The organism is Streptomyces sp. NBC_00354, assembly GCF_036106915.1.
Lineage (GTDB): Bacteria > Actinomycetota > Actinomycetes > Streptomycetales > Streptomycetaceae > Streptomyces.
On the sequence record NZ_CP107983.1, the window covers coordinates 4,197,581 to 4,222,221 of the forward strand.

Sequence of the window (24,641 nt, forward strand, 5' to 3'; positions counted from 1 at the left end):
GGCGCTCGGCGCCGCCCGGGGCCGGGACCGCTGGAATCGGTCCCGGCCCCGGGCGTGCCGGGCAGTGTACGACCACCAGACCACCACGGAAAGGCTGATCGTGCTCCACGCACGCCAACGGCTGCCCCTGCTGCTGGCCGGTGCCCTCGCGGTCGCAGCGCTCGGCGCCTGCACCGCCGAACCGTCGGCGAAACAAGGGGGATCGGACGGTCCCACGGCCGAACCTCAGGTGAGCGTCACACCGCAGGCGGACCCGGCGAACGCCGTACTCCCGCTCGACGCCTACGCCTTCGACCAGAACCAGGCGAAGGTGCTCCGGCAGGCACAGGACCTGCTCACCGAGACCTGTATGCACCGCATCGGATTCGCCTCCTTCAAGAACGCGAGCACCTACGTCACCAGCGCCGGTGCGCACCGGGCCACCACCGGAATCGGCCTGGTCGACGCCGAATCCGCGAAGAAGTACGGGTACCGGTCCGGCGCATTACCGGACCGCGACGCCGCCGGCGAGAAGAAGCGCGACCCGAACGAGACGGCCGCCCTGTTCGGCCCGCAGGACGGCGGACCGGCCCATCCGGGCGCCCCGGAGGGCGGCTGCTCGGGCGAGGCCGACCGCAAGCTGTACCCGAGGAGCACCACCGGCCCGTCCGCGGCCCCGGCCGGCAACAGCCTGGTCGACCAGCTCACGCAGCAGGCCGGCGACCGGGCGCGCGGCGACAGCCGGATCGTCGCGGGCATCACGCAGTGGAGCACGTGTATGCGCGATGCGGGGTTCCAGGTGAAGACGCCCTGGGAGCTCCAGCAGATGGAGGGCACCCGGTGGACCGGGCCCGTCACCTCCGAGGAGATCACCGCCGCGACCACGGACGTGTCCTGCAAGCAGAAGACGAAGCTCACCGACACCTGGAGCGCGGTCCTGACGGCCTACCAGAAGGGCCTGATCGAACGGCGCAAGCAGGATCTGGACCAGGAGAAGAAGCGCCTGGACGAACAGGTCACATATGCGGAGAAGGTGCTGAAGGACGGCTCGGCGTGAGGGCCCCGGCCGGCCCGCGGGTCGCGGTTTCCGGCCTGCTGCCGGCCCTGGCGGCGGCTCTGGCGCTCCTCCTGGCGACCGGGTGCACCGCGGATTCCGCCGCCTCCCCGGCCGGTGCGAGCACCCGGTCGGCGCTGGAGCCGCCGAGCCCGGACGTGCAGCAGGCGTACGACACGTACTGGGCCACGTGGCTGGCGGCGAACCGGGCGCCCGATCCCCAGGATCCGGCCGTCGAACGGGTCGCCACCGGGCAGCAGTTGCAGGAGCTCCGCGACAACCTCGCCCACTCGAAGACCGGCGGCCAGGTGCTGCTCGGCGAGGTGGGCCACCGGATCGACGGCGTGGAGACCCCCGGCGCACAGACCCGGATCCTGCACGACTGCGTCGATCTGGACCGCTGGCTCATCCATGACGCCAAGACCGGTCAGCCCGTCGACCAACTCCAGGACAAGCCGACCCAGATGGGCGCCTTCACGCTGACCCGCGAGAAGGAGGGCGCCCCGTGGAAGGTGAGTTCCCTCGAGGTGCTCGGCGAGAACTGCTGAACGAAGAAGTGGGTTTCACGTGAAACATCAAGAGGCCGCCGCCCCCGAGGAGCCGGACACCGCCGGGAACGACGCCGCCGGGAAGCCGGACGCCGCAGGCGGGCCCGATGACGTACGGGCCTCGCTCGGCCGGCGGCGCCGGATCCTGATCTGGGTCGTCGCGGGCGCCGTCGCCCTCACCGGTGCCGGGGTGGTCCTCGCCGGCGCCATCCGCTCGCCCGCCCAGGTCGCGGCCGATGCCGCGGCGCCGCCCGCGTCCGTCCTCGCCGACCGGGTCGAACGGCGGGTGCTCACCTCCTCCGTGGTCGTACGGGGCACGGTCACCGCCGAGCAGTCGCTGGCGGTGTCCCCGGGGGCCGGGGCCACCGCTGCCGCCGGGACGGGCGGGAAGCCCGTGGTCACGCGGGTCAACAAACAGCCCGGGGCCGCCGTGCAGGCCGGCGAGGTACTGGTCGAGGTGTCGGGGCGGCCGGTGTTCGCGCTGGCCGGGGCCCTGCCCGGGTACCGGGACCTGAAGCCCGGGGCCACCGGCAAGGACGTCGGGCAGCTCCAGGAGGGGCTCAAGGCGCTCGGCCACGCCACCGGCAAGGATCCGGCGGGCACGTACGGCGCCGGTACGAAGGCCGCCGTCACCGCGCTCTACGCCGCGCTCGGCTACACCCCGCGGCCGGCCGACCCCGCCGACGCCGAGAAGCTCCAGGCGGCGGAGGACGCCGCCGACACCGCCCAGCGGGGGGTCACCACCGCCAAGAGCGCCCTCGCCAAGGCCAAGGCGGGCGGTGGCACCGACACCGCCGAGGCACAGCAGCAGCTCGTCTTCGCCCAGCAGGACCTGGCCAAGGCGACCACCCGCCTGGAGGCGGCCCGCGCGGCGGCCGGCCCCATGGTCCCGGCGGACGAGCTCGTCTTCGTCAAGGGTTTTCCGGCCCGCGTGGACGCGGTCAAGGCCGCGGTCGGCGAACCCGTCCCGGACGGGCTGCTGACCCTCTCGGCGGGCGCTCCGGTGATTCGGGCCTCGCTTCCGGCGCACCAGAAGGACCTGGTCAAGGCCGGGATGAAGGTCGAGGTGCTGTCCGAGGCCACCGGGCTCACGGCCACCGGGACCGTCGGCTCGGTCGCCACCGACCCGACCCCGGCCGCGGCCGGTTCCCCGGCGGGCGGCGCAGGCGCAGCCGGGTCCGGCGCGGGCTCCGGGGACAACCCGCCGGCCACCGCACAGGACGCGGGCGGGTACGCACTGACCGTCAAGCCCGACCAGGCCCTCGACCCCCGGCTCTCCGGCCAGGGCGTACGGCTCACCGTGACCGCCGCCTCGTCCGGGGAGCCGGTGCTCGTCGTACCGCTCTCCGCCGTCTCGGCGGGCGCCGACGGCCGGACCACCGTCACGGTGCTGGGCAAGGACCCCGCCGCCGCGGACGCCCGGCGCCGGGTCGAGGTCCGGGCCGGGATGTCCGCCGACGGAATGGTCCAGGTCGAGCCGGTCGGCGGTGGCGCGCTCGCCGACGGCGACCGGGTGCTGGTAGCGCAGGCGAAGCCATGACCGCCGCCCACCCGGCCGCGGAAGCCGCCTCGGAAGCCGCCTCGGAGGCCGCGCCGGGCGCCGCGCCCGACCCCGCCCCGGTCGTCCGCTTCGAGGGCGTCGGCCTCACCTACCCCGGACCGCCGCCCGTCCAGGCACTGCGGCCCTGCGAACTGACCGTGGAGCGCGGCGAGTACGTCACCGTGGTCGGCCCTTCCGGCTCCGGGAAGTCCACCTTCCTGAACGTCGCGGGGCTCATCGACGCCCCGACCACGGGGCGGTACCTGCTCGACGGCATCGACACCGGCGCCCTGCGCGACCGCGACCGGACCGCCCTGCGCGGGCAGCGCATCGGCTTCGTCTTCCAGTCCTTCCATCTCCTGCCGCACCGCAGCGCCCTGGAGAACGTCCGCCTCGCCATGGTCTACAACGGCATCCCGCGCGCGGAGCGCGCCGACCGGGCCCGTACGGCGCTGGAGCGGGTCGGCCTCGGCCACCGCACCGGCCATCTCCCGACCCGGATGTCGGGCGGCGAGCGCCAGCGCGTGGCCATCGCCCGCGCCCTGGTCGCCGAACCCTCGCTGCTGCTGTGCGACGAGCCCACCGGGAACCTGGACACCGCCACGGCGGGCGCCGTACTGGCCCTGCTGGACGTGCTGCACGCCGACGGGCTGACCCTGCTGGTCATCACGCACGACCCCCACGTGGCCGCCCGCGGCCGGCGGACGGTGTCCATCCGCGACGGGGTCCTGAGCGAGGTCGTCCCCGCATGAGGAGCATCAGTGCCCGCATGAGGAGCATCGGGAGCATCAAGCGAAGGCGGCGGGCCGACACCGGGATCACGCCCTCCCGGCTGTCCCTGCGCGACCTGCTCTCCGAGGCCCTGGCCGGGATGCTCCAGCGGCCCGCCCGCTCCGCGCTGACCGGCCTCGGCACCGTCCTGGGCGTGGGCACCTTCGTGGCGATCCTCGGCCTCACGGCCACCGCCTCCTCGCAGATCGACAGCCGCTTCAACGCGCTGACGGCCACCGAGGTCGGCGTCCAGGACACCGCCGGCGGCGGCGATCCCCAGCTCGCCCGGCAGGTGCCCCTCGCCTTCCCCCGCGACGCGGACGCCCGGGCGGGCACGCTCAACGGGGTACGCGCCGCAGGGGTGTTCTGGCCGGTGCCGCTGGGCGAGACCACGGTTCGGTCCGCCCCGGTCGCGGGGGCGACGGGCGAGCGGATCCCGGTGGTCGCGGCCTCCCCGGGGATGCTGCGCGCGGCCGGGCTCACGCTGGGCTCGGGCCGGGCGTACGACGCCTTCCACGACGGGCGCACCGAACAGGTCGCGGTGGTGGGCTCGGCGATGGCGGCCCGCCTCGGCATCACCACGCTGGAGAGCCGCCCCGCGGTGTTCATCGGCGAGCACCCGTTCACCGTGATCGGCATCGCGAGCGGGGCGGACCGCAAGCCGGACCTGCTGCTGTCGGTGATCGTGCCCCGGGGTACCGCCGAGAAGCTGTGGGGGCCGCCGGACAACGCCCAGCGGGCCCGGATGCTGGTGGTGACCGAGCTCGGCGCGGCCCGGCAGGTGGCCGCGGAACTCCCGCTCGCACTGCGCCCGGACCATCCCGACTGGCTGACGCCCGCACCGCCGCCGGACCCGAAGACCCTGCGGGCGGGGGTGACGTCCGACCTGGACCAGCTGTTCCTGCTGCTCGCGGCGATCTGCCTGGTCATCGGGGCGGTCGGGATCGCCAACACCACGCTCGTCGCGGTGCTGGAGCGGACCGGGGAGATCGGGCTGCGCCGGGCCCTGGGGGCGCGCGGGCGGCACATCACCGCCCAGTTCCTGGCCGAGTCCGCAGCGCAGGGCGCGATGGGCGGCCTGGTGGGCACCACGCTCGGCACCCTGACCGTGGTCGGGGTGTCGGCGCTGCGCGACTGGACCCCGGTGATGTCGCCGCTCACCGTCGCCGTGGCGCCGTTGATCGGACTGGTCACCGGGGTGCTGGCCGGCCTGTACCCGGCCTGGCGGGCCTCCCGTACGCAGCCGGCGGAGGCCCTGCGCCGCTAGGGGTGTGGGGTGTCCGCCGGCGCCGCGGTCAGGAGTGCTGCTCCGCCGACTTCGTGCGCTCCCGGGCGGTGGTGGGGATGGTCCCCAGCCGGCCCGCCTGGAAGTCGTCGAAGGCCTGCTGGAGCTCCTGCCGGCTGTTCATGACGAACGGCCCGTAGTGCGCCATCGGCTCCCGGATCGGGCGCCCGCCGAGGAGGATGACCTCCAGGTCCGGGGTGTTCGCGTCCTGGGCCTCGTCCGCCCGCACCGTGATCGAGCCGCCGTCGCCGAAGACCGCCGTCTGCCCGGTGTGGACGGGCCGCCGGTCGGTGCCGACGCTGCCGCGCCCGGCCATGACGTACGCGAGGGCGTTGAAGTCCTCGCGCCACGGGAGGGTGACCTGCGCGCCCGGAGTGACGGTCGCGTGGATCATCGTGATCGGGGTGTGGGTGATGCCGGGGCCGGCGTGGCCGTCCAGGTCACCGGCGATCACGCGGAGCAGGGCGCCGCCGTCGGGGGTGGACAGCAGCTGGACCTGGCCGCCGCCGATGTCCTGGTAGCGCGGGGGCATCATCTTGTCGGAGGCGGGGAGGTTCACCCACAGCTGGAGGCCGTGGAAGAGGCCGCCGGACACGACGAGGGACTCCGGCGGGGCCTCGATGTGCAGGAGGCCGGAGCCGGCGGTCATCCACTGGGTGTCACCGCCGTTGATGACTCCGCCGCCGCCGTTGCTGTCCTGGTGGACGAAGGTTCCGTCGATCAGGTACGTGACGGTCTCGAAGCCGCGGTGGGGGTGCCACGGGGTGCCCTTGGGCTCGCCCGGTGCGTACTCCACCTCGCCCATCTGGTCCATCATGATGAACGGGTCGAGGTGCTGGTAGTTGATCCCGGCGAACGCGCGGCGCACCGGGAACCCCTCGCCCTCGAACCCACCGGGAGCGGTCGAAACGGCCAGCACCTTACGGGCGGCGGTCTCCGGGGCGGGCTCGGCGACGCGGGGGAGCGTCAACGGGTTCTCCACAGTCACTGCAGGCATGGTCGGAACCTCCTTCTGCGTCGAGTTTAGTTGAAACTCGAACTTTCTGCCACACCCCACAGAACAGAAGGGGCCCCGGGGTTAATTCCCCGGGGCCCGAAGCCGCTCACCTGCACCTGCGGCGTCTAGCCGTACATGCGGCGCATCGCGAAGTCGACCATCTGCTCCACGGCCTTCGCGTCGAAGACCATCCGGTGGTCGCCCTCCATGTCGAGGACGAAGCCATAGCCGGTCGGCAGCAGGTCGATCACCTCGGCACCGGTGATCACGAAGTACTTGGACTCCTTGCCGGCGTACCGGCGGAGCTCCTTGAGCGTGGTGAACATGGGGATCACCGGCTGCTGCGTGTTGTGCAGCGCCAGGAAGCCCGGAGTCTCGCCGCGCGGGCAGTAGACCTTCGACGTGGCGAAGATCTGCTGGAAGTCCTCGGCGGACAGCGACCCGGTCGTGAAGGCCCGCACCGCGTCGGCGAGCGACGGCGGCGAGGGCTCCGGGTACAGCGGCGCCTGCTGCGCGTAGCCCTGTTGCGGCGGGGGCTGCGGCGGCGCGTACTGCTGCTGGGCGCCCGGAGTCTGGTCGTAGCCGTACATGCGGCACAGACTACCGAGCGACCGCCCCCATACCGGCCGGTACCGGCCAGTCCCCTCCAGGGGTGGGCGCAGGGCCGACGTCGGGCGGGAAGCTCCCCGGCCTTCAGCGCCCCCGCGCCGGGGCGTCACCCGGGGCCCGGATACCAGGACCGCCTGGTGCGAGCTTTGACCCTGGTCACAGTCGGGACGGAAGGGTTGCCCTTATTACCGGTGGGTAGCATCATGTTGTTACCGATTGGTATGTACGAGGAACCTGTCTTCCCGAGCCTTAACGGAGCCGTCGCCATGGGGCACTACAAGTCGAATCTCCGCGACATCGAGTTCAACCTCTTCGAGGTGCTCGGCCGCGACAAGCTGTACGGCACCGGCCCGTTCGGTGAGATGGACACCGACACCGCCAAGAGCGTCCTGTCCGAGATCGCCCGCCTCGCCGAGAACGAGCTGGCCGAATCCTTCGCGGACGCCGACCGCAACCCGCCGGTCTTCGACCCGGCCACCAACACCGCACCCGTCCCGGCGTCCTTCAAGAAGAGCTACGAAGCCTTCATGGACTCCGAGTACTGGCGTCTCGGCCTGCCCGAGGAGATCGGCGGCACCACCTCGCCCCGCTCCCTGATCTGGGCCTACGCGGAGCTGCTGCTCGGCTCGAACCCGGCCATCTGGATGTACTCCTCCGGCCCGGCGTTCGCCGGCATCCTCTTCGAAGAGGGCAACGAGGCGCAGAAGAAGGTCGCGCAGATAGCGGTCGAGAAGCGCTGGGGCTCCACCATGGTCCTCACCGAGCCGGACGCCGGTTCGGACGTCGGCGCCGGCCGCACCAAGGCGGTCCAGCAGGCGGACGGCTCCTGGCACATCGAGGGCGTCAAGCGCTTCATCACGTCCGGTGAGCACGACATGGAGGAGAACATCCTCCACTACGTCCTCGCCCGCCCCGAGGGCCACGGCCCCGGCACCAAGGGCCTGTCCCTCTTCCTCGTCCCGAAGTTCCACTTCGACTGGGAGACCGGCGAGCTGGGCGAGCGCAACGGCGTCTACGCGACGAACGTCGAGCACAAGATGGGCCTCAAGGCCTCCAACACGTGCGAGATGACCTTCGGCGACCAGCACCCCGCCAAGGGCTGGCTGATCGGCGACAAGCACGACGGCATCCGCCAGATGTTCATGATCATCGAGTTCGCCCGCATGATGGTCGGCACGAAGGCCATCGCGACGCTCTCCACCGGCTACCTGAACGCCCTGGAGTACGCCAAGGAGCGCGTGCAGGGTCCGGACCTGGCGAACTTCATGGACAAGACCGCGCCCAAGGTCAGCATCACGCACCACCCCGACGTGCGCCGCTCGCTCATGACGCAGAAGGCGTACGCCGAGGGCATGCGCGCCCTGGTCCTGTACACCGCCTCCGTCCAGGACGCGATCCAGCTGAAGCAGGCCGCGGGCGAGGACGCCTCCGCCGAGATCGGCCTGAACGACCTGCTCCTGCCGATCGTGAAGGGCTACGGCTCGGAGCGCTCCTACGAGCAGCTCGCGCAGTCCCTGCAGACCTTCGGCGGTTCCGGCTACCTCCAGGAATACCCGATCGAGCAGTACATCCGGGACGCCAAGATCGACACCCTCTACGAGGGCACCACGGCGATCCAGGGCCAGGACTTCTTCTTCCGGAAGATCGTCCGCGACCAGGGTGCCTCGCTGAACGTCCTCTCCGAGACGATCAAGAAGTTCCTGGCCGAGGCCGTCGGCGGCGAGGAGCTGGCCGGCGCCCGCGACGCGCTCGCCAAGGCCGCGGTCGACCTGGAGGCCATCGTCGGCCAGATGATCGTCGACCTCACCGCCACCGGCGAGGACGTCAAGAACATCTACAAGGTCGGCCAGAACACGACCCGCCTGCTGATGGCGTCCGGTGACGTGGTCGTCGGATACCTGCTGCTCAAGGGCGCGGCCGTGGCCGCCGAGAAGCTGGCCACCGCCTCCGCGAAGGACGTCCCGTTCTACACCGGCAAGATCGCGGCCGCGAAGTTCTTCGCCTCGCAGGTCCTGCCGAACGTCTCGGTCGCCCGCGCGCTGGCCGAGGCCGTCGACAACACCCTGATGGAGCTCGACGAGGCCGCGTTCTAGCCACCCGGCTGCGCCGCATCGCCAGTCGCACACCGGCGGCCGGACCCTCTGCAGGGGTCCGGCCGTCGGCGTACCTGCGGCGCGCGGACGGCGTACCGGCGGCCTGCCGGCGGCATTCACAGGTTGTCGGTGGTTCATGGGACGCTCGTAGGTATGAGCCCAGCAGAGCAGCACGGCAACAGCAGGGGGTACTCCGTCCCGACCGGGCGGCCGTACGCCCTCAAGGAGCTGCAGGCTGCCCTGGGCAGCCTCGGCGACCATCTGCGGGAGCTGTACGACGGCGCCCACCCCGCGGAGTACGAGGCCGTCGCCGACGCCCTCTACACCGCCTTCCAGACCGCCGCCGGGCTCGCCCCCGCCAAGAGCTACACCGGCTGCTCCGAGCACCCCAACGGGGCCCTCGACCCCGAGGCCCCCGACGGCTGGGGCCGCTGCCTGATCTGCAACGACCGGCGCCGCCTCGGGCTGCGCGCCCAGGGCGCCCGCGGCGCCCGCGCGGCCGCCGCCGCCCCGCCCGCCGGGGAACAGCGCCGGCTGGGCTATCCCGTGCCCGACCCCCCGTACACCCTGCAGGCCCTGCGCGACCACCTCCGCACCGTCGAGGACCGCCGCTTCCACCTGGGCTTCTCCTCCCCCGCCGAGGAGTTCGTACGGATCGCGGACGATCTCCACCGGGCGTTCATCGTGGCCCGCGAACTGTCCCGGCCACGCAACGCCTCCGGCTGCTCCGAGCACCCCGGCGCACCCATCGATCCGGACGCGCCGCCCGGTGAGGCCTGTATCTTCTGCGCCGGACGCAAGAGACGCGCGCAGCGCTCCGCGACGGCCCCGGAGATGCTCCCGCGCATCCGCCGGGGCGAGCGCAGGCAGCTGCAGCGCCGATTCGAGCGCCCGCCGGGCTGAAAAGCCGCCGGGACGTGGACCACACAGCCCGCGGCCCCGGCGTTTCGGCCATCCGCCGCAGTCCGACCATGGCGAACACGACCGTCGTTAAGGTGAACCACATGAGCTCTCCCGCCCGCTTCGACCGCGGACACACCGACGATCTGATGACCTTTCTGACGGCCAGTCCGTCGCCGTACCACGCCGTGGCCAACGCGGCCGAGCGGCTGGAAAAGGCAGGCTTCAGGCAGTTGTCGGAAACGGACGCCTGGGACTCGGGCAGCGGGGGCCGGTTCGTCCTCCGCGGCGGAGCGCTCATCGCCTGGTTCGTCCCGGAGGGCGCGACCGCGCACACCCCGTTCCGGATCGTCGGCGCACACACCGACTCCCCCAACCTCCGCGTCAAGCCGCTGCCTGACACGGGCTCACAGGGCTGGCGGCAGATCGCCGTCGAGATCTACGGCGGCCCCCTGCTCAACACCTGGCTGGACCGGGACCTGGGCCTGGCGGGCCGGCTGAGCCTGCGCGACGGCAGCGAGCGGCTCGTGAACGTGGACCGCGCGCTGCTGCGCGTGCCCCAACTCGCCGTGCACCTGGACCGGTCGGTCAACACCGACGGGCTCAAGCTCGACAAGCAGCGCCACATGCAGCCGATCTGGGGCCTGGGCGAGGTCCGGGAGGGCGACCTCATCGCCTTCCTGGAGGAGGAAGAGGGCCTGCCGCAGGGCTCGGTGGCCGGCTGGGACCTGATGGTCCACTCGATCGAGCCGCCGTCGTACCTGGGGCGCGACCGCGAGCTCGTGGCCGGCCCGCGGATGGACAACCTGATCTCGGTGCACGCGGGCGTCGCGGCGCTGGCCGCCGTCACGACCGCCGACAAACTGGACCACATCCCGGTGCTGGCCGCGTTCGACCACGAGGAGAGCGGCTCGCAGTCGGACACGGGCGCGGACGGACCGCTGCTGGGCAACGTGCTGGAACGTTCCGTCTTCTCGCGCGGGGGCACGTACGAGGACCGCGCGCGGGCCTTCGCCGGCACCATCTGCCTGTCCGCGGACACGGGCCACGCCGTGCACCCCAACTACGCGGAGCGGCACGACCCCTCGCACCACCCGCGCGCCAACGGCGGCCCGATCCTGAAGGTCAACGTCAACCAGCGGTACGCGACGGACGGCAGCGGGCGTGCGGTGTTCGCGGCGGCGTGCGAGCGGGCCGGCGTGCCGTGGCAGACCTTCGTCTCGAACAACTCGATGCCCTGCGGCACGACGATCGGCCCGATCACGGCCGCCCGCCACGGGATCCAGACGGTGGACATCGGCGTCGCGATCCTCTCGATGCACAGCGCCCGCGAACTGTGCGGTGCGGACGACCCGTACCTGCTCGCGAACGCGCTGGTGGCCTTCCTGGAGGGCTGACCCCGTGCCGCCGCGCCGCCTCCCGGACCAGGGAGGCGGCGCGGGCTTCGGCCGGGCATCAAGATGCGCCACCACGCCGTCTGGGTGTCGAACTACGACCGGGGCACGCTGCTGCGGATCCCGGTCGAGGAGGACGGGTCCGCGGGGACCATCAGGACGCACGCCACCGGGCTGACGGGGATCGACGACTTCGCGTTCGCCGGGCACGGCAAGACGGTGCTCGCCGCGCTGAACAACACCGACAGCGAGCTCGCCCTGGTTCGGCCGGACGGCACCCACACCGTCGTGCTGACCGGGAAGGACGGACTGTCCGGCCCCACCTCGGTGGCGGTCCGCCACCACAGGGTCTACGTCCCCGGCGCCGCCTTCCTCACGGGCGTCGACCCGAACCTGCTGGTCGCCGACGTCGGGAAGAACGAGAAGTCGGAGCCCGGGAAGAACGGGAAGCACTGGAAGCACGAGGACTGAGCCCGTCCGGCCGGGGCCCGCTGCGGGGCCCCGGCCGGCCATCGCTAGGCGTCCATGCCGGCAAGGACGAGCGGCAGGCGGCTCGCGCCCTCCGCCGTGACGGTCACCGGCACGCCCCAGTCCTGCTGGTGCACGTGGCAGGCCGGGTACTCGTTCGCCGGGTCGTCGTCGCACGAGGCCGCCATGGCGGAGACGTGCAGGACCCCCTCGGTGACGTCCGGGTTCAGGGCCAGCTCCCGGAACAGGTCCGTCCCGGCCCCCTCGCCCTCCACCAGGAGCTCCGGCGGGGTCGAGGAGACCAGCAGCCGTGTCGAAGGCCCGTAGCGGGTGTCGAGCTTCTGCCCGGTCGGCGCCTGGAACACCACGTCGAGCCGGAGCGTGCCCGGGGCGACCTCGGTGGCGGCCCGCTGGGTGCGGTGGGCGACGGCGTCGACCCGCACCGCCTCCTCCGGCAGCCGCAGCCGGGTCAGCCGGTGCCGGGCCGACTCGACGACCACGATGTCCTCCCCGACCAGCACGGCGTCGCTGGGCTCCCGCAGGTCGGTGGCCAGCGTGGAGACCTGGCCGGTCGCCGGGTCGAAGCGGCGCAGGGCGTGGTTGTACGTGTCGCACACCGCGACCGAGCCGTCGGGCAGGGCGGTCACTCCGAGCGGGTGCTGGAGCAGGGCCTGGCCGGCGTCGCCGTCCCGGTGCCCGAAGTCGAACAGGCCGCTTCCGACGGCGGTCCGTACTGCGTACCCGTCGGCCCCCTCGCCCCCGGGTTCCACGTACCGCAGGGCGCTGTTCTCGGAGTCGGCGATCCACAGCCGGTCCCCGGCGGCCGCGAGTCCGGACGGCTGCGCGAGCCAGGCCTCGAGCGCGGGCCCGTCGTGCAGGCCCTCGCTGGTCGTCCCCGCGGCGACGGCCACCGTCCCGGTCTGCGGATCCCACGTCCACAGCTGGTGCACGCCCGCCATCGCGATCCACACCTTGCCCTGCCACCAGGCCACGTCCCACGGCGAGGACAGGTCCACGTCCAGGGCCGGACCGGAGGCCGGCGCCCCCTGCCACCACTGCCGCCCGGTCCCGGCGACGGTCTCGACGGCGCCCGTCCCGGGATCGAAGCGCCGCAGCGCGTGGTTGACGGTGTCGGCGACGACGACGGACCCGTCGGGCAGCAGCGCCAGCCCCTGCGGCTCGCTGAAGGCGTCCGGTCCGAACCCGCGCTCCCCGCTGCCGATGCGCCGTACGACGCTCTCGCCGTCGGCGGCGAGCTCCACGAGCTGGTGCCGCGTCGAGTCCGACACGAGCAGGTTCCCGGACGGCAGCACGAGCGCCTTCCCGGGGAACCGCAGGTCGGTCGCCACCGGCTCGGGCGCCACGTACGGCCCGTCGCCGCGCCGCAGCGTCCCCTTGGCCTCGTGCTCGGCCTCGAGCTCCTCCACGAGCCGCGCGATGGCATGCGCATGCCCTTCACCGGCGTGCTGCGCGACGATGTACCCCTCGGGGTCGATCACGACGAGCGTCGGCCAGGCCCGTACGGCGTACTGCTTCCAGGTGGCCAGCTCGGGATCGTCCAGCACGGGGTGGTGCACCTCGTACCGCTCGACGGCGTCGACGACGGCCGCGTGCTCGGCCTCGTGCACGAACTTCGGCGAGTGCACCCCGATGATCACGACGGTGTCGCGGTGCTTCTCCTCCAGCTCCCGCAGCTCGTCCAGGACGTGCAGGCAGTTGATGCAGCAGAAGGTCCAAAAATCAACAACAACGCACTTACCTCGCAGGTCGGCGAGAGTGAGCTCTTTGCCTCCGGTGTTCAGCCAGCCCCCCTTGCCGATCAGCTCGGGGGCACGGAGACGGGCACGGCGGGGCGCGGGGGTGTGCGCCGGGGCGGCATCGTTCATGGTTCAAGCTTGCCATCCCGCCCTCCCGGCCCGGCGGCTCCACCCGGACGGGTGATCGACCCCGCCACTGGGAGACTCCGGGGCGGGCGGCGTGCGAGCGTGGAACCGTGACGGAAGGAGCTGCCTGATGGCCACCGCCGCCGAGCCCGGCGACTACACCCAGGGTGTGGATCCCGAATCGGCTCTGAAGTACGCCATTCAGCACATGCAGGGTAACCGGGTGGAGATCATCGAGGGGGTCATCCAGGGGGGAAACGGCGAGGTCATGACGCCGACATGGGATCACGAGCGGGCTGCCGAGAGGATCCGGTACCAGATCCTGACCCGTGTACGGGAGCTCGGCTGTATCACCGGCTCGGGAAACCTGGACCTCCCCCGGTCGCCGAACTGGTACGTGCCGGATCTCGCAGTGGTCCCGGAGGAGCTCGCGAACGGCGCCACAGCGCTGGTCCCCGACCAGACCCTGCTGATCGTCGAGGTGACGTCGGAGTCGAACGCCGAGACCGATCGGGTAGTCAAGCGCAGGCGGTACGCCGAGTACGGTGCGCCGCTGTACCTGCTGGTCGACCGGCTCGACAAGACCGTCACCCTGTTCTCGGGGCCCGGGCGGCTCGGGTACACCGGGGTCGAAGGGCCGCACCCGTTCGGAGAGCCGGTCCGGCTGCCGGAGCCCTTCGGCCTCGACCTCGACACCAGCGGGCTCTAGTCGAAGAGGGCGCTCAGGCGGGGGAGGCGGGGGGCGGTTTGCGTGGTGTCGTCGAAGTCGAAGTCCCAGGACGGGTCCAGCGGCGGGTAGCTGATCGTGAAGGAGTCCGACGGGAGCTCGCGGCCCGTGGCCGATTCGTACGCCGTCCAGGCGATCGAAAGGGCCTCCTCGTCCCACAGCTCCAGGCCCTCCGCCGCCGCCTCGCGGACCGCGGGGTGCTCCGCAAGGGAGTCGGGGTCGGCCAGGGCGCGGGCGAAGGCCTCCTCGCCCTGGGTCAGGAGCCAGCCGCGGAAGTAGTCGAAGCCGTCGTCCGAGCAGCCGCCGTTGATCATGTAGGCCGCGGCCCAGAGGGGGCTGCGGTACGACTCCGCCAGCAGGTCCCACAGGACCTGCTGGGCGGCGGCTATCTCGGCCTCGGGGCAGCGCGCCAGCAACTCCGAGGCGCGGGCCGCCACCTGGTCCGGTCCGGCCTCGGACCGGGCCGTCTCGATCAGCTTCCAGAACGTCTGCTTGTCCATGGGGGAAGCGTGGCATCTGCCTCTGACATCAGACGGTGAGGAAGGAGTGAAGGGATTCTGTGAGAGCGGTGATGAAGGCCTCCTGGGTCGCCGGGGGCACGAGGTCCAGGGAGAGGTACGGGTTCAGGTCCTCGAGCTCGACCAGGAGGAGCTCGCCGGAGGGGGCGCGGCAGGCGTCCACCCGCTGGATGCCGTGCGAGAGGGTGTTCCACTCGATGAAGCTGCGGGCGAAGCCGAGGTCCGCCGCCGTGGCCTCGTACGGCTTCAGCTCCCAGCGGCGGGCCGGGTCCGGGGCGTAGAGGGCGTACTGGAAGGCGTCGTCGACGAAGTAGAAGGAGACCTCGTACGCGAAGTCGATGCGCGGCTGGATGAGGTTCTCGCCCGCCGGGCCGACCGGGTGCGGGGTGAAGGTGAGGCCTATGGAGTCCGCGCCCTGCTTCGGCTTCACCGCGTACGAGGGGACCGAGGGGAGCAGCGCGAGGTCCGCGGGGTCGTCGATCGTGGGGATCACCGGGTAGCCGGCGGCGGTGAGGTCGAGGAGGTACTGCTTGCCCGCCATGTCGCCGCGGCCCGTGAGCGGGTTGTAGACGCGGGTGCCGGCGGCGAGGGCGGCCGCGCGGAAGGAGTCGTACGCCTCCTGGTAGTGCAGGACCGGGCCGCTGTTGCGGACGATCACCGCGTCGAAGCCCGTCATCATGCCCGCCGCGTCCAGCGGATGGCACAGGGCCAGCGGGAAGTGCTCGCGCAGGCGGGAGGTGAGGAGGATGTCCTCGTCGCAGTACCGGCGGCCGCGCGCCGGGTACGCCAGGTCGGTCACATAGAGGAGAGGCATGGCGGCAACCTATCGCGGGCGTCGATGCGGGTATGAAATACCCGGTTCGGGACAAAACGCCGACCAGACTCGTCGATTCGCCGGGTCGCGTCGTCTGCACTTGGGCGGCGTCGCGGCCGTGGCCGCCGTGGCCGCCGTGGCCGCCGTGGCCGCCGTGGCCTCCTGGGCGGCGCTGCGGTCCGAGCGGGCACTACGGCCCGTGGACTGACGACACGGCCGGGCCGGGCAGGACTTCGGCGTCGGGGTCGGGGTCGGGGTCTACCGGCCCAGGCGGCGGTCCTTCAGGGCCGGGAACTGGTCGCGGGTCTCGGCGACCTTTGCCGGGTCCAGGTCGACCGTGAGGACGTCCTCGGCGGGGCCCGCCTCGGCCAGGACCTCGCCCCAGGGGTCGACCACCAGGCTGTGCCCGGCCTGCTCGACGCCCGCGTGCGTACCGGCCAGCCCGCAGGCCAGGACGTACGACTGGTCCTCGACGGCCCGTGCCCGGTTCAGCAGGGTCCAGTGGGCGCGGCGGCGGGCCGGCCAGCCCGCGGCGACGACCATCGTCGTGGCCCCGGCGTCGACCAGGCCGCGGAACAGCTCGGGGAAGCGCAGGTCGTAGCAGGTGGCGATGCCGAGGACCTGCTCCGGCAGGGTCACGGTGGTCAGGGAGTCGCCGGCCGTCATCAGCACGGCCTCGCCCTGGTCGAAGCCGAAGCGGTGGATCTTGCGGTACGTGGCGGCCAGCTCGCCGGACGGGGAGAGGACGAGGGCGGTGTTGTAGAGCGAGCCGTCGCCCGCGCGCTCCACGACCGAACCGGCGTGCAGCCAGACCCCGGCGTCGCGCGCCGCCTTGGACATCGCCTCGTACGTCGGGCCGTCCAGCGGCTCGGCCTCGGTCTCGAACTGCTCGTAGGCGAAGGCACCCACCGTCCACAGTTCGGGCAGGACGACCAGATCCGAGCCGGCCTGGTCCCGTACGAGATCGGCCACCCGGGCACGTCGGGAAGTGACCGACTCCCCGTCGGTCACCGCGATTTGGATCAGCGAGGCGCGCACAGTACCACCGTCCTGGCATTCAAGCCGTCAACTCGGGCCTACGATCGTCACACGAAAGCACTGCCGGGGTGCTCACCGGCAGCGTAGTTTTGGAAGCAGTCCACACGCTTCCAGAAAACGCGCCACTGAACAGCACGCGAGGGGTCCCGTTGACCGTCCAGCCGCATCCCAGCCTCCAGCCCTATGCCGACGCGTGGACGCACTCCATCGAGGCGATATCCGAGCTGGTCCTCCCCCTGACGGAGGGCGAGTGGAACCGGGCGACGCCGTGCCCCGGCTGGTCCGTCCGTGATGTGGTGTCACACATCATCGGCATCGAATGCGAGCAGCTGGGGGATCCGCGGCCGATCCACACCGTCGCGAGGGACCTGCGGCACGTGGTCGACGAGTTCAGCCGGTACATGGAGGTGCAGGTCGACGTCCGGCGCCACCACACCGCGCCGGAGATGACCTCGGAGCTCGAGTACACGATCATCCGGCGGTCGCGTCAGCTGCGCAACGAGAAGCGGGATCCGGACACCATGGTGCGGGGGCCGCTGGGCGACCAGGTGACGCTGGAGCTCGCGCTGCGGCTGCGGGCGTTCGACGTGTGGATCCACGAGCAGGACCTGCGGGCGACGCTGGGCGTGCCGGGGAACTGGGACTCGCCGGGGGCGTACGTGGCGCGGGACATCCTGCTGGCCGGGCTGCCGAAGGTGGTCGCGAAGCTGGCGGGGGCGCCGGCGAACTCGGCGGTGGTGATCGACGTGCACGGTCCGGTGGAGTTCATGCGGACGGTACGGGTGGACGCGGAGGGGCGCGGGACGGTGGACGGGACGCCGTCGCTGGGGCCTGCGGTGACACTGACCATGGACTGGGAGACGTACGTCCGCCTCGCGGCGGGGCGGGTCCGGCCCCACGCCGTGGCCGACCGGGTGAAGACGGAAGGCGACCCGGAGCTGGCCGCGGCCATCCTGGCGAACTTCGCCGTCACCCCGTAGCCGCCGGGCGGCCCGGGCTGCGCACGGCGCCCTCCGCCCGCCCCCGCTCGCTCGTCCCCCTCACGACGGCCCCCTCTCGCCTCTCATCGCGGCCGAGAACCGCTCCTGTCAATGTCACGTCCATGTCATGGGCGGGACAACGCACAGCAGGAGAAGGAGGTTTCCGGGGGTGTGGTCAAGGATGTCGGCTGCCGCGGTACCGGCGCCGGAGCGGCTCGACTGGTTCACCGATGTGATCGCGCAGGAGCTCGTGCCCACGGCGATCCGCAGTGAACGCGTACGGGACTTCTGGGCCGAGGCGTCCGTCCTGGACCTCGGCGGCGTGCAGGTGTCGTCGTTCGAGTTCAGCTCGCTGCGCTCGCAGCGCACCGCCGCCCACGTGCGGCGCAGCGATCCCGAGCAGTACCAGCTGGGGCTCGTGACCACCGGGGCCATGTCGCTCGCCCAGAACCGGGGCGAATCGGGTCTGTTCACCGGGGACATGGTGCTCTGGGACACCTCGATGCCGATGGAGTCGGACGCCGTCCCGGATGTGGAGGGGGGCCGGATCCGGGCGATCGTGCTGTCCTTCCCGCGCGATGCGCTGCCGCTGCGCGGCGCCCGGGTCGAACAGCTGCTGGCCCACCGGATCCCGGGCGGCCACGGCATGGGGGCGATCCTCGCCCAGTACATGAAGTCGCTGGCGGCGCACGCGGCCGATTGCGGGCCGGCAGAGCTGGAACGGCTGGGAACCGTCGCCCACGACCTGGTCGGCGCCTGCCTGGCCGGGCAGCTCGGCGCGCAGGACGAGCTCTCGCCCGAAGCCCGCACCCGTGCCCTGCTGGAGCGGATCGAGGTCTTCGTCGACCACAACCTCGGCGATCCGGAGCTGACACCGTCCGCCGTCGCCGCCCGGCACGGCATCTCGCTGCGCCGCCTCCAGCAGCTCTTCCGGGACCGGGGCGAAACGGTGGCGGCCGGGATCCGGCGGCGCCGGCTGGAGCGGTGCCGGGCCGATCTCGGGAACCCCGGGCTGCTCACCAGCCCCGTCCACACCGTGGCGCGGCGGTGGGGGTTCACCAACGCCTCCGTGTTCAGCAGGACGTTCCGGGAGGCGTACGGGACGAGCCCCACCGAGTTCCGGCACTGGGCGGTTCGGGAGGCCCTTTCGCTTGCGCGCAACATCAACGGGCCGTGCGCACCAGGCACATCCGGGGGCGTTGCACGGCCGTAGGGTCGGCATGGCCCGGGCCGGGCGGGACTGGACGGGGGTCTGTCCCGCCGGGCCCCGCCGGGGGCCGGACCGGATTCGGGTGCCGCGCCGCCGCGCAAGCGCCCCCGGGCTCCGCCCGGGCCTTCGGGGGCTCTGCCCCCGCACCCCCGCGCCTCAAACGCCGGCGGGGCTGGATGTGCGGCTGGGGGCCGGGGCCGGTGCGCGGGTGCGTTCGGCCGTCAGGGCCGCCGGGCGGAGGCGGAGGATCTGGGTCAGGCCCAGGAGCTGGACCGCGAAGACCGACGAGAAGGCGATCCGGTAGTCGTCGCCGGTGGCGTCCAGCAGGAGGCCGACCGCCAGCAGGGTCGTCATCGAGGCCAGGAAGCCGCCCATGTTGGTGATGCCCGACGCGGTGCCCTGGCGTTCCGCCGGGTTCGCCGGGCGGGCGAAGTCGAAGCCGATCATCGACGCCGGACCGCAGGTACCGAGCACCGCGCACAGCGTGGCCAGGAGCCACATCGGGGCGTGGGGGGCGGGGTAGGCCAGGACCGAGGCCCACAGCACCGCCGTGAGGGCGACCGTGCCGAGCGCCAGGGGGATCCTGGCCGACTGGCGGCGGCCGATCAGCTGGCCGTACAGGAGGCCGAAGCACATGTTCGAGGCCACCACCAGCGTCAGCAGCCCCGCCGCGGTGGTCCGCGCCAGCCCCTGGTCCTCGACCAGGAACGGCATCCCCCACAGCAGCAGGAACACCATCGCCGGGAACTGGGTCGTGAAGTGCACCCACAGGCCCAGCCGGGTCCCGGGTTCCTTCCAGGAGTCCCGGATCCGGCGGCGTACGAAGCCCCCGCCGCCGCCCGGGGACGCCTGCGGTTCGTGGCCCTCCGGGTGGTCCTTCAGGAACAGGACGAGCGGGATCAGCACGACCACACCCGCCACCGCGCTGCCCGCGAACGCCGGGACCCAGCCGACCCCGTGCAGGACGGGGGCCAGCACCAGCGTGGAGACCAGGTTGCCGGCCATGCCGACCAGGCCCGCCAGCTGCGCCATCAGCGGGCCGCGCCGGGCCGGGAACCACCGGGTGCCCAGCCGCAGCACGGAGATGAAGGTCATCGCGTCGCCGCAGCCCAGCAGGGCGCGCGCCGCGAGGGCCATCCCGTACGAGGGCGAGAGCGCGAAGCCGATCTGGCCGGCCGTGAAGAGGACCGCGCCCAGCGTCAGCACCTTCTTGGTGCCGAGCCGGTCCACCAGCAGGCCGACGGGGATCTGCATGCCCGCGTAGACCAGGAGTTGGAGGAGGGAGAAGGTCGAGAGGGCGGAGGCGTTGACGTGGAAGCGGTCCGCCGCCTCCAGTCCGGCCACGCCCAGGCTGGTACGGAAGATCACCGCGACGAAGTAGACCGCAACGCCGATGGACCAGACCGTCACCGCCTTCCGGCCCCCCGGAGGATCCTTGAACACCACGGGCCCGGTCACCGGCCCGGCCCCCGCACCAGGGCCTCGACCCGGCCCACGTGGCCCCGTACGGCGGCGGCGGCGGTCTCCGCGTCCCCGGCCCGCAGCGCTTCCAGGATCTCCGCGTGCTCGGCGAGCGTCCGCTCCACGCGCTCGGGGTGCGCGTGCAGCAAGGCCACGCCCATCCGCAGCTGCCGGTCGCGGAGCTGGTCGTAGAGGCGGGAGAGGATCGCGTTCCCGGCGCTCTGCACGATCTCGGCGTGGAAGCCCCGGTCGGCGGCCATCATCGCCGCGAGGTCGCCCTCGGCGGCGTGCCGGCGCTGCTCCTCCAGCAGTCCGGCGAGCCGCTCCAGCAGGCCGGGCGGTGCCGGCACGGCCCTGCGTACGGTGAACTCCTCGACCAGCAGCCGGGTTTCGATGACGTCGGTGATCTCCTGCGCGGAGACCGGCAGCACCAGCGCGCCCTTCTTCGGGTACAGCTTCAGCAGCCCCTCGGTCTCCAGCCGCAGCAGCGCCTCGCGGACCGGCGTGCGGGACACCCCGACGGCGTCGGCGAGTTCGCCCTCGGTGAGGAGGGTGCCGCCCTCGTAACGGCGGTCCATCAGCACGGCCTGCTTGACGTGTCGGTAGACGCGTTCGGCAGCGGTGGCGGCGGTCGGGGCGGGGGGTGCGGCTGACGGCATGCGCACAGGATAGATACATGAAGGGTGCACCGGTCACCCCGTCCGGGATGTGGACCGCCGCCCCGCGCCACTGCATCGAAGGATGTACCCGGGCTTCGTCCACCCGCAGGACGTACGGGGTCCCGCGCGCCGCGACGCTGAAGTCATGGCCCACACGACCCTCGTCGCCCCCGCGGTGACCTCGACCCGGCTCCCGCTCCTGGACGTCCTGCGCGGCGCCGCCATCCTCGGCACGCTCATGACCAACGTCTGGATCTTCGCCTCCCCCGGCTCCGAGTGGGGCGTGCTCCAGGGCGGCCTGGACCTGCCCGACCCGGTCGCCGACCCGTCCGCAGCCAACATCGCCGAGACCGTGTTCCGGTTCCTCGCCGACGGCAAGTTCCTGTCCCTGCTGACGATCCTGTTCGGAGTGGGCCTGGCCATCCAGTACGACTCCGCCGCACGGCGCGGCGAGCCGTGGCCCGGGCGCTATCCGCGGCGGGCCGCGTTCCTCTTCCTGGAGGGGACCGTCCACTTCGTCCTGATCTTCGCCTGGGACGTACTGATGGGGTACGCCGTCACCGCCCTGCTGGTGGCCTGGCTGCTGGCCCGCTCCGAGAGGGTGCGGCGAGTGGCGATGTGGACCGCGGGCGGGCTGCACCTGACGCTGATCGGCCTCGTGACGCTCGGGAACCTGGCGAAGCCGCAATCCGGGCCGCCGCAGTCCCCGGATCCGGCCGCGGTCCGGCTGTACGCCCACGGCGGCTACCTCGAGCAGATCGCGTTCCGGCTCGACCACGCCCGCGCGCTGCGCATCGAGCCCGTCTTCTCCTTCGGGCTCCTGGTCTTCCTCTTCCTCCTCGGAGTCCGGCTGCACCGCGCGGGCGCCTTCGCAGCGAGCGCCGACGGGCGCCGGATCCGGGTCCGGATGGCCGCCTGGGGCCTCGGCCTCGGGCTGCCGCTGGGCGCCGCCGCCGCGCTCGGGGGCCACGACTTCTTCGCCCTGGGCCGGTACGGCATCGCCCCGCTGGTCGCCGTCGGGTACATAGGCCTGATCGGGTGCGCCCTCGACCGGTTCCGGGTCCCCGGGGCCGGGGCCCTCGGCTCCGTCGGGCGGACCGCGCTGTCCTGCTACGTCGGCCAGAACCTGCTGTGCATGCTGCTCTGCTACGGCATCGGGCTGGGCCTCGCCGACCGGCTGGGCGGGAGCGGGCCCTGGTGGGTGATGGGCCTGTGGGCGGCGGTGAGCCTCGTCCTGGTCGCCGGCTCCCGGCTCTGGCTGCGCCGCTTCGACCGGGGCCCGCTGGAGGCCGTACAGCACTGGGCGCTCAGCTCGCGTGGCCGCCGGTGACCTCCACCTCCAGGACGAACTCGTCGTACGGGGCCTCCTGCGGGTAGGGCGGGCGGATCTGCGCGAAGCGGATCCGGGCCCGCCCGCCCGGGCAGCGGCCCTGGACGACGTACGTGCGCTCCAGCGGGGCGCCGGGGAGGACGTCCGCGGGCGGCGGGGCCTCGCCCATGTCGCTCACATCGCTCACATCGCTCACCGAAACGGCGTCCGCATCCCCCGTGACCTGCCAGGTCCACACGTACCCGCGCGCCCCGCGCCCGGTGAGCCGCAGCTCGTACGACTCACCGGCGGCGAGGGCGACCTTGCGTACTTCCACCCGCGACGGCCTCCCGGCTCAGGCGGGGCCGATCACCGGCCCCTCGTGCCAGCCTGCCCCTCCCCCAGTCTCCGACCGGGAGGTGCCCCCACGCCAGTAGTGCTGCAGCTGCCGGTCCGTGCGCAGGACGATGACCTCCAGGTTGAACCCGAAGCTGCCCTGGAGCATCCCGGTGACGGCGAGCGCGTCGTGGCCGAAAACGGCGCTGCGGCTCCAGGCGGAGCCGGAGGCGTTGCCGCGCCACCAGTGCTCGACGCGCCCGTCGGCGCCGACCGCGCAGAGCTCGTAGTTCCCGGCGGTGTCCTCGTCGGCCGCCCCGTACTGCGCCTCGATCAGGCAGGGCGCGGAGGTGATCCCGCTGCCGAAGACCTCCCCGGGGCGCCAGGCGAAGCCGTTCGGGTCGTCGCGCCACCACAGCTGCATGCGGCCGTCCGTACGGGTGGCGACGAGGTCGAGGTGGCGGCTGCGGGTCTGGATCAGGGCGGGCCCGTAGTAGGCGATGCCGGAGGCGAAGCGGCCGCCGTCGTTCCAGGTCCAGGGGGCGCCGTTGATCCGCCACCAGTGATTCAGGCGGCCGTCGGCGGTGCGGACGACCGCCTCGAAGTTGCCCGGCTTGCCGTAGTCGCTCTGGATGAACGCCGGGGTCGAGCCGATCGCGGCGTCGCCCGGCCCGAAGGCGCCGCCGTCGCGCCAGACGCCGGCGGACTGCTCGTAGTACCAGTGGCGCAGCCGGCCGCCGGTGGTCACGTGCAGGGACTCCATGTTCCGGTTGTACGTGGTGCCGGTGAAGGCGGGCTGGCCGGAGGCGTCGTTCGCGTAGCTCCGGGCGCGGGCCCACGGGAAGGGGGCGTCGCCCTCGCGCCACCAGTGCTGGAGGCGGCCGCCGCCGGCGGTGGCGAGCATCTCGAAGTTGCGGTGGGCGCGGCCGTTGCCGCTCTCGTAGACGTTGCCGGTGTGCAGGCGGCGCTTGCTCCACGGGTCGATGTTGGTACCGCGCAGACCGCACTTGGCCCAGTAGTCGATCTTGACCTCGCCGTAGGCGATCCGCCCGTACCCGCCGACGTGGTAGCCCGTCCCCCAGGAGTTCTTGAACAGCCAGCAGCCGGCGGCGTCGTCGTAGCCGACGATCAGTACGCAGTGGCCGCCCGCGAGGCGGTCGCTGGTGCGGTGGTAGACGCCGGAGCCGAGGCCGAAGAAGTCGTCGTACACGTCGAAGCAGGCGGTCAGCGGGCCGACGGTGTCGAGCCAGACCTTCTGCTGCTCGACGTCGCCGAGGCGGACGTAGCCGGTGATCCGGACGGTGCGGCCGGACCGGTCCCAGCTGGGCGTGTACTCGGCGCGCCAGGCGTCGCGGCGGTCCGCGGGGACGGTGGAGGGGGGCGGAGAGTAGGGCCAGCAGTCCGGATCGGCGAGGCCGCCGTTGGTCTTGACCCAGTCGAGGGCGGTCTCGGGGTTGGAGCCCTGGCCGCAGGTGAACTTCAGACCGTCGTGGACGTCCCCCTCGGACCGCTCCGCCCAGACGTTGTGCTCGATGCGGGCCATGGACTCGACGAGGCCCGCGGCCCCGAAGGCCCAGCAGGAGCCGCACGGGTTCTGGTCCTTCACCTTGGTGATCCAGGGCCAGCCCCAGCGGGCCCGCCAGTCGACGGCGGCGGGGCGGGCTCCGACGACCGGCCCGCCTTGTGTTTCGGGCAGCAGCCCGTGGGCGGCGCGGCGCCGGGTGAGGTGCGGATTGCCGCTCTCGTGCCCGATGAGCCCCCGCAGATCGACGGCGCCCACCTCCTCGGCGGGCGTGAGGTTCGCCCCGGGTTCCAGGCCGAGGGAGGGCCGGGGCACGGCCTCCTCGTCGGCGAGGTGCTCGATGACGGACCAGCGCGCTCCGTGCTCCACGAGCTGCGCGCGCAGTTCCCCCGCCGTCTGGACAGAATCGGACTCAGGCTCGACAGACTGCTCCGGCATACCGGCCCCCCAGCTGCAACCGTTCGGATGCGAGATCCGGGAGCGTCCATCCGGGGGCGGGGCGCGTCAAGGGTGTCCGCGAGGTCGCGCAGTCGCACAGGGGGTCGT

The 24,641-nt window shown here is 72.6% G+C and carries 23 protein-coding genes; 13 read left to right on the top strand and 10 right to left on the bottom strand.

Going from position 1 to position 24,641, the window contains the following annotated elements; all coding sequences use genetic code 11:
- The first annotated feature begins 64 nt into the window (after positions 1–64).
- The 5 genes from OHT74_RS19030 to OHT74_RS19050 are packed head-to-tail and all read left to right on the top strand — an operon-like array spanning position 65 to position 5,159.
- The gene (locus OHT74_RS19030; protein WP_328620869.1) at positions 65–1,036 is read left to right on the top strand and encodes a hypothetical protein; all 972 of its coding nucleotides are present in this window, start codon (positions 65–67) and stop codon (positions 1,034–1,036) included.
- On the top strand, positions 1,033–1,581 hold the full coding sequence (locus tag OHT74_RS19035) for a hypothetical protein (protein WP_328620870.1): 549 nt from the start codon (positions 1,033–1,035) through the stop codon (positions 1,579–1,581). Before OHT74_RS19030 ends, OHT74_RS19035 begins: the two co-directional genes overlap by 4 nt.
- Before the next feature lie 19 nt (positions 1,582–1,600).
- Positions 1,601–3,121 carry a peptidoglycan-binding protein gene (locus OHT74_RS19040; protein ID WP_328620871.1) on the top strand — a complete coding sequence of 507 codons (1,521 nt, stop codon included), beginning with the start codon at positions 1,601–1,603 and terminating at the stop codon, positions 3,119–3,121.
- Positions 3,118–3,873, top strand: coding sequence for an ABC transporter ATP-binding protein (locus OHT74_RS19045; RefSeq protein ID WP_266665610.1), 756 nt, complete (start codon positions 3,118–3,120; stop codon positions 3,871–3,873). The genes OHT74_RS19040 and OHT74_RS19045 overlap by 4 nt, the downstream gene beginning before the upstream one ends.
- A 17-nt stretch (positions 3,874–3,890) precedes the next feature.
- On the top strand, positions 3,891–5,159 hold the full coding sequence (locus tag OHT74_RS19050; RefSeq protein WP_328620872.1) for an ABC transporter permease: 1,269 nt from the start codon (positions 3,891–3,893) through the stop codon (positions 5,157–5,159).
- A gap of 28 nt (positions 5,160–5,187) precedes the next feature.
- Here the strand turns inward: OHT74_RS19050 and OHT74_RS19055 are convergent, their stop codons facing one another.
- Both OHT74_RS19055 and OHT74_RS19060 read right to left on the bottom strand, forming a co-directional pair.
- The gene (locus tag OHT74_RS19055) at positions 5,188–6,174 is read right to left on the bottom strand and encodes a pirin family protein (protein WP_266665612.1); all 987 of its coding nucleotides are present in this window, start codon (positions 6,172–6,174) and stop codon (positions 5,188–5,190) included.
- Between the two features lie 125 nt (positions 6,175–6,299).
- Complete coding sequence (locus tag OHT74_RS19060; RefSeq protein ID WP_266665613.1) at positions 6,300–6,764, bottom strand: SseB family protein; 465 nt, start codon at positions 6,762–6,764, stop codon at positions 6,300–6,302.
- 285 nt (positions 6,765–7,049) lie between these two features.
- On the opposite strand from OHT74_RS19060, the gene OHT74_RS19065 reads away from it, so the two are divergent.
- From OHT74_RS19065 to OHT74_RS19080, 4 genes are all read left to right on the top strand, one after another.
- Positions 7,050–8,876 (top strand): acyl-CoA dehydrogenase, encoded by a 1,827-nt coding sequence (locus OHT74_RS19065; protein WP_266665614.1) that lies wholly within the window; start codon positions 7,050–7,052, stop codon positions 8,874–8,876.
- Positions 8,877–9,029: 153 nt separating this feature from the next.
- Positions 9,030–9,779: a hypothetical protein gene (locus tag OHT74_RS19070; protein WP_266995937.1), complete on the top strand. Its 750-nt coding sequence runs from the start codon at positions 9,030–9,032 to the stop codon at positions 9,777–9,779.
- Positions 9,780–9,880: 101 nt separating this feature from the next.
- Positions 9,881–11,173 carry a M18 family aminopeptidase gene (locus OHT74_RS19075; RefSeq protein ID WP_266665616.1) on the top strand — a complete coding sequence of 431 codons (1,293 nt, stop codon included), beginning with the start codon at positions 9,881–9,883 and terminating at the stop codon, positions 11,171–11,173.
- A gap of 63 nt (positions 11,174–11,236) precedes the next feature.
- Positions 11,237–11,641, top strand: coding sequence for a hypothetical protein (locus OHT74_RS19080; RefSeq protein ID WP_328620873.1), 405 nt, complete (start codon positions 11,237–11,239; stop codon positions 11,639–11,641).
- A gap of 44 nt (positions 11,642–11,685) precedes the next feature.
- Here OHT74_RS19080 and OHT74_RS19085 read toward each other — a convergent pair whose 3' ends face one another.
- Positions 11,686–13,524 carry an NHL domain-containing thioredoxin family protein gene (locus tag OHT74_RS19085; RefSeq protein WP_328620874.1) on the bottom strand — a complete coding sequence of 613 codons (1,839 nt, stop codon included), beginning with the start codon at positions 13,522–13,524 and terminating at the stop codon, positions 11,686–11,688.
- Positions 13,525–13,651: 127 nt separating this feature from the next.
- Between OHT74_RS19085 and OHT74_RS19090 the strand changes: the two genes are divergently transcribed.
- Positions 13,652–14,230 carry a Uma2 family endonuclease gene (locus OHT74_RS19090; RefSeq protein ID WP_328620875.1) on the top strand — a complete coding sequence of 193 codons (579 nt, stop codon included), beginning with the start codon at positions 13,652–13,654 and terminating at the stop codon, positions 14,228–14,230.
- On the opposite strand, the gene OHT74_RS19095 is transcribed toward OHT74_RS19090, so the two are convergent.
- The 3 genes from OHT74_RS19095 to OHT74_RS19105 all read right to left on the bottom strand — a co-directional run bounded on the left by OHT74_RS19095 (position 14,227) and on the right by OHT74_RS19105 (position 16,618).
- Positions 14,227–14,748: a DUF4240 domain-containing protein gene (locus OHT74_RS19095; protein WP_266665619.1), complete on the bottom strand. Its 522-nt coding sequence runs from the start codon at positions 14,746–14,748 to the stop codon at positions 14,227–14,229. The two genes, OHT74_RS19090 and OHT74_RS19095, sit on opposite strands and share 4 nt — an antisense overlap.
- Before the next feature lie 28 nt (positions 14,749–14,776).
- Entirely contained in the window at positions 14,777–15,580 is an 804-nt protein-coding gene (locus OHT74_RS19100; RefSeq protein ID WP_328620876.1) for a hypothetical protein, read from the bottom strand.
- A 258-nt stretch (positions 15,581–15,838) separates the two neighbouring features.
- Complete coding sequence (locus OHT74_RS19105; RefSeq protein WP_266665621.1) at positions 15,839–16,618, bottom strand: carbon-nitrogen family hydrolase; 780 nt, start codon at positions 16,616–16,618, stop codon at positions 15,839–15,841.
- Positions 16,619–16,767: 149 nt separating this feature from the next.
- Between OHT74_RS19105 and OHT74_RS19110 the strand changes: the two genes are divergently transcribed.
- Together OHT74_RS19110 and OHT74_RS19115 are read left to right on the top strand one after the other, a co-directional pair.
- The gene (locus OHT74_RS19110) at positions 16,768–17,598 is read left to right on the top strand and encodes a maleylpyruvate isomerase family mycothiol-dependent enzyme (protein WP_266995926.1); all 831 of its coding nucleotides are present in this window, start codon (positions 16,768–16,770) and stop codon (positions 17,596–17,598) included.
- A gap of 181 nt (positions 17,599–17,779) precedes the next feature.
- The gene (locus OHT74_RS19115) at positions 17,780–18,811 is read left to right on the top strand and encodes a helix-turn-helix domain-containing protein (protein WP_328620877.1); all 1,032 of its coding nucleotides are present in this window, start codon (positions 17,780–17,782) and stop codon (positions 18,809–18,811) included.
- A gap of 153 nt (positions 18,812–18,964) precedes the next feature.
- On the opposite strand, the gene OHT74_RS19120 is transcribed toward OHT74_RS19115, so the two are convergent.
- Together OHT74_RS19120 and OHT74_RS19125 are read right to left on the bottom strand one after the other, a co-directional pair.
- A complete protein-coding gene (locus OHT74_RS19120) occupies positions 18,965–20,266 on the bottom strand; it encodes an MFS transporter (protein ID WP_266665624.1) in 1,302 nt (433 codons plus the stop codon).
- Positions 20,263–20,928, bottom strand: coding sequence for a GntR family transcriptional regulator (locus tag OHT74_RS19125; protein ID WP_266665625.1), 666 nt, complete (start codon positions 20,926–20,928; stop codon positions 20,263–20,265). Before OHT74_RS19125 ends, OHT74_RS19120 begins: the two co-directional genes overlap by 4 nt.
- 145 nt (positions 20,929–21,073) lie before the next feature.
- Here OHT74_RS19125 and OHT74_RS19130 point away from each other — a divergent pair, with 145 nt between their 5' ends.
- Complete coding sequence (locus OHT74_RS19130) at positions 21,074–22,258, top strand: DUF418 domain-containing protein (protein ID WP_328620878.1); 1,185 nt, start codon at positions 21,074–21,076, stop codon at positions 22,256–22,258.
- Here OHT74_RS19130 and OHT74_RS19135 read toward each other — a convergent pair.
- Positions 22,236–22,574, bottom strand: coding sequence for a protease inhibitor I42 family protein (locus OHT74_RS19135; protein ID WP_328620879.1), 339 nt, complete (start codon positions 22,572–22,574; stop codon positions 22,236–22,238). The two genes, OHT74_RS19130 and OHT74_RS19135, sit on opposite strands and share 23 nt — an antisense overlap.
- An 18-nt stretch (positions 22,575–22,592) precedes the next feature.
- Positions 22,593–24,533, bottom strand: a complete 1,941-nt coding sequence (locus OHT74_RS19140; protein WP_328620880.1) for a C1 family peptidase — start codon at positions 24,531–24,533, stop codon at positions 22,593–22,595.
- Between the last annotated feature and the right edge of the window lie 108 nt (positions 24,534–24,641).